Annotated in this window: 5 protein-coding genes and 1 pseudogene; 3 read left to right on the top strand and 3 right to left on the bottom strand. The window is 53.4% G+C overall.

The features are described from left to right. The first annotated feature begins 540 nt into the window (after positions 1-540). Complete coding sequence (locus ACOI7Z_RS26925; protein ID WP_040229893.1) at positions 541-1,038, top strand: MbeB family mobilization protein; 498 nt, start codon at positions 541-543, stop codon at positions 1,036-1,038. A gap of 6 nt (positions 1,039-1,044) precedes the next feature. Then, positions 1,045-1,260 (top strand): MbeD family mobilization/exclusion protein, encoded by a 216-nt coding sequence (locus ACOI7Z_RS26920; protein WP_015328239.1) that lies wholly within the window; start codon positions 1,045-1,047, stop codon positions 1,258-1,260. Between the two features lie 424 nt (positions 1,261-1,684). Here ACOI7Z_RS26920 and ACOI7Z_RS26915 read toward each other — a convergent pair whose 3' ends face one another. From ACOI7Z_RS26915 to ACOI7Z_RS26905, 3 genes and pseudogenes are all read right to left on the bottom strand, one after another. Continuing rightward, positions 1,685-1,912 (bottom strand): YgdI/YgdR family lipoprotein, encoded by a 228-nt coding sequence (locus ACOI7Z_RS26915; RefSeq protein WP_040229896.1) that lies wholly within the window; start codon positions 1,910-1,912, stop codon positions 1,685-1,687. 13 nt (positions 1,913-1,925) lie between these two features. Then, positions 1,926-2,162, bottom strand: a pseudogene (locus tag ACOI7Z_RS26910) (YgdI/YgdR family lipoprotein). A 454-nt stretch (positions 2,163-2,616) separates the two neighbouring features. Continuing rightward, the gene (locus ACOI7Z_RS26905) at positions 2,617-2,751 is read right to left on the bottom strand and encodes a replication initiation protein (RefSeq protein ID WP_072042466.1); all 135 of its coding nucleotides are present in this window, start codon (positions 2,749-2,751) and stop codon (positions 2,617-2,619) included. 621 nt (positions 2,752-3,372) lie between these two features. Here ACOI7Z_RS26905 and ACOI7Z_RS26900 point away from each other — a divergent pair. Then, on the top strand, positions 3,373-3,714 hold the full coding sequence (locus tag ACOI7Z_RS26900; protein WP_071599364.1) for a MobC family plasmid mobilization relaxosome protein: 342 nt from the start codon (positions 3,373-3,375) through the stop codon (positions 3,712-3,714). Positions 3,715-3,851: the final 137 nt, after the last annotated feature.

The following is a 3,851-nucleotide window of genomic DNA, read 5'->3' as shown; positions in this document are numbered from 1 at the left end:
TGAAAAAATATACCTCCGGGGTGCTGTCATTCGCGGAGGCGGATCTGCCGCCGGGTCAGCGTGAAAAACTGATGGCCAGCTTTGAGCGGGTTCTGATGCCCGGACTCGATAAAGATCAGTACAGCATTCTGTGGGTGGAACACGCAGACAAGGGTCGTCTTGAGCTGAATTTTCTGATCCCCAATACCGAATTACTGACGGGGAAACGCCTCCAGCCGTATTACGATCGTGCCGACCGGCCGCGCATCGATGCGTGGCAGACAGTGGTCAACGGCAGGCTGGGGCTACATGATCCGAACGACCCGGAGAACCGGCGGGCGCTGGTCACGCCGTCAGGACTGCCAGAAACGAAGCAGGAAGCCGCAGAGACGATTACACGGGGTTTGCTGATGTTAGCCTCATCAGGAGAGCTGAAAACGCGTGATGACGTCACAGGGGCGCTCACAGCGGCCGGTTTTGAGGTGGTCAGAACCACAAAAAACAGTATCAGCATTGCCGACCCGGACGGGGGGCGAAATATCCGACTGAGGGGAGCCATTTATGAGCAGTCTTTTAACGGCCTCGAGGGACTTCGAGGAGAAATCGAAAGCACAGCAGCAGCTTACCGAAGAGAGGCTGAAAGCCGCATTCAGCAAGCACGAGAACGTTGTCAAATCGGAACTGAACGCAAGCGCGAAGAGAATCAACGACGCCATCAGCGCCCACGAACAGGGGATGAACGCGGCGATGCAGTCGAACCGGCTGAGCGTGCTGCGAATGGTCGGGCGGACGTGGCTGACCATCACCATGGTGTCAGGGCTGCTGTTCGCCAGCCTGAGCGGGGTGCTGTGGTACCAGGGGAACCGGATAGCGGCGAACCTGGCGGAAATCAGGCAGCAGAGAGATACGCTGTCGAAACTGCAGATGCAGACGTGGGGCGTGACCTATCTGGAAAACCGCAACGGACGGTTTCTGGTGCTGCCGGAGGGGATGAAAGCCGAAACGGGCCGGAAGGTGGACAACAAGACGCGGAACGCGGTGAAGCTGGTACGGGAGTAGAGCAGAATGACGGAACTGGAAAAACAATTGCTGAGCGCGTTAGAGCAGCTACAGCAGGACTACTCGAGAAGGCTGGACGAGTGGGAGAGCGCCTTCGAGGAATGGCGGAAGATGTCTGGTCTTATGCAACGGGAGAACGCGGCGCTGAGCGAGCGCGTGTCGGGCTTGAGCAGGCAGGTGCAGAGTTTGAGCGAGCAGCTGCGCCGGTTATCGACAGGCTGAATGAGATTGAGCAACAGCGATACGGGCAAACAACGGAAAAGGAACCAGAGAAGACAGCAGATCTGGTACCGGAACGGCAACGCACATTATCTCATGGTGACAGGGAGTATGGAGACTGATAAACGCCCGTCTCAGGTGGCCTGAGCGTGACGGGGATCATGGCCATTTTCTGCGATTTCAGCACACAGAGAGTCTTTTTTAACCGAAATCACCGGCTATGCAGTGATGTGAATAAGTGATGCATATGCGTAAAATAAATCAGGTGCGTTTCTGGTGGTTTTCGGTGTACTTGCCACCACCTTTTGCCCGTCAGCCATCAGAAACGCCCTGAGTGCCTCCGGCGCGGTGCGAGTAAGGGATGTTATGTTTAATTGGACGGTTACTAGCATGTAAAAAAAAACCGCCACTAGGCGGTTTTTTATGATCAGTTAGGAATCTCTGAGACTTCTTTGACTTCCTGTTTATTAATTTGCTGCTTCACGCCGTTAGCATCGGTATAGCCAATCAACCCAGCATCCGATTCTTTGGGTTTGCCATCGCTCACAATGGTACGGCCATCATTCGTATGAATTGCATAGCTTGTCCTTGTGCATCCTGTCAGAGCTGAAAGTGCAATGATCGCAGCTAGCGCTGAATAAATTACTTTCGTCATAGAACGTTCCTTATCAGTTATCTAGTTCACTCATGTTGGTAATTTTGTCGCGGTTGATATGTTCTGTTTTTCCTGTCTGTGCATCCTTGTAAGAAACCAGCCCGGTGTCACTATCAATCTGAGGCTTACCGTCTGCGACGATAGTCCGTCCGTCGGTAGTTTTAATGGCCTGATTTTAGGAGGTGCCGGTTACTGAGAAGGTTAAAACTGAAGTTATTAAGAGAAACCAATGCTTTTTTAGATATCCCATATCCCTAGTACTGGCGAAGTTAGTATCTAACTTACTAATAATAGGCATTGTTTTGGCTTCTGCATCGGAAGGGGAGATAAAATGTAAAAAAAGAAATCTTATGTTAAATCAGGTGGCAGAATGCTGTGTTAAACGGCTAGTTGCTAATCATAATCATTTTGTAACGCAGGGGGATTTCTTCCGCCGATAAATGCATTCCAGTGATGGATTCATTACAAGGAACATCATAAATCCCATGGATATCGATCCTGCGAAGAAAGGATCTTCTTGAGATCATTTTTTTCTGCGCGTAATCTCTTGCTCTGAAAACGAAAAAACCACCTTCCGGTGGCTTTTTCGATGGATAGAGGATCCTGGCAGATTCTCTAACCGAGGTAACTGGGTGTACAAGACCGCAATTACCAAAACTGTTCTTTCAGTGTAGCCGCAGTCAGGCATCCACTTCAAGACCTCTTTAAATACCATCTTGTACACCCTTGTTACCAGTGGCTGCTGCCAGTGGCGTTTTTTCGTGTCCGTCCGGGTTGGAATCAAGATGATAGTTACCGGATAAGGCGCAGCGGTCGGACTGAACGGGGGGTTCGTGCATACAGTCCAGCTTGGAGCGAACTGCCTACCCGGAACTGAGTGTCAGGCGTGGAATGAGACAAACGCGGCCATAACAGCGGAATGACACCGGTAAACCGAAAGGCAGGAACAGGAGAGCGCACGAGGGAGCTACCAGGGGGAAACGCCTGGGATCTTTATAGTCCTGTCGGGTTTCGCCGCCACTGATTTGAGCGTCAGATTTTGTGATGCTTGTCAGGGGGGCGGAGCCTATGGAAAAACGGCAACGCCGCATCCTTTCTCCAGCCCTTCCTGATTTCAGCGCAGTCTCTCTATCTTGTCATTCGTGAGCAGGTAACGCCCGCCGCCGTCTCACGGCAGGAGCGCAGCGACCGAGTGAGCGAGGAGGCGTCATGTCATCACCACCTGCATTTTGCACTTACGCCCCGCAGCTGAATTTTTCCCCTGCCACATGAAGCACTTTCCCGAATTACCACTTCGATTTATCATATTAAGCCAGTATACACTCCGCTAGCGCTACGTGACTGGTTCAGGGCTGCGCCCCGAAACCCGCTAAAAACCACTGACGCGCCTGCGGCTTGTCCAACCCCGCGCCGACCGGGAAAGGCTTTCCCGTCCGCCACGGCGTTATCAGGAGGCGATTCTGGCAGATAAACGCAACAAGATGCTCACGATGTGGGTGACGGAAGACGAACATCGGCGGTTGCTTGAGCGGTGCGACGGAAAACAACTGGCGGCGTGGATGCGCCAGACCTGCCTTGATGAGAAACCGACACGCGCCGGCAGGCTTCCCTCGATTTCGCCGGCGCTGCTGCGTCAGCTTGCCGGCATGGGCAATAACCTGAACCAGATCGCCCGGAAAGTGAACGCCGGTGGTGCCGGTCATGACCGGGTGCAGATCGTGGCAGCGCTGATGGCGATCGATGCCGGTCTGGAACGGTTGCGGCATGCCGTACTGGAAAAAGGGCCGGATGATGATTGTTAAATTCCATCCACGGGGTCGCGGCGGGGGCGCCGGTCCGGTGGACTATCTTCTGGGTAAAGACCGGCAGCGTGAAGGTGCCAGCGTCCTGCAGGGGAAGCCGGAAGAAATCCGGGAGCTGATTGATGCGTCGCCGTATG

This window comes from Klebsiella sp. C283 (genome assembly GCF_048822555.1).
Taxonomy (GTDB): Bacteria; Pseudomonadota; Gammaproteobacteria; order Enterobacterales; family Enterobacteriaceae; genus Klebsiella; species Klebsiella quasipneumoniae.
This window is presented reverse-complemented; position numbering and strand designations above follow the sequence as displayed.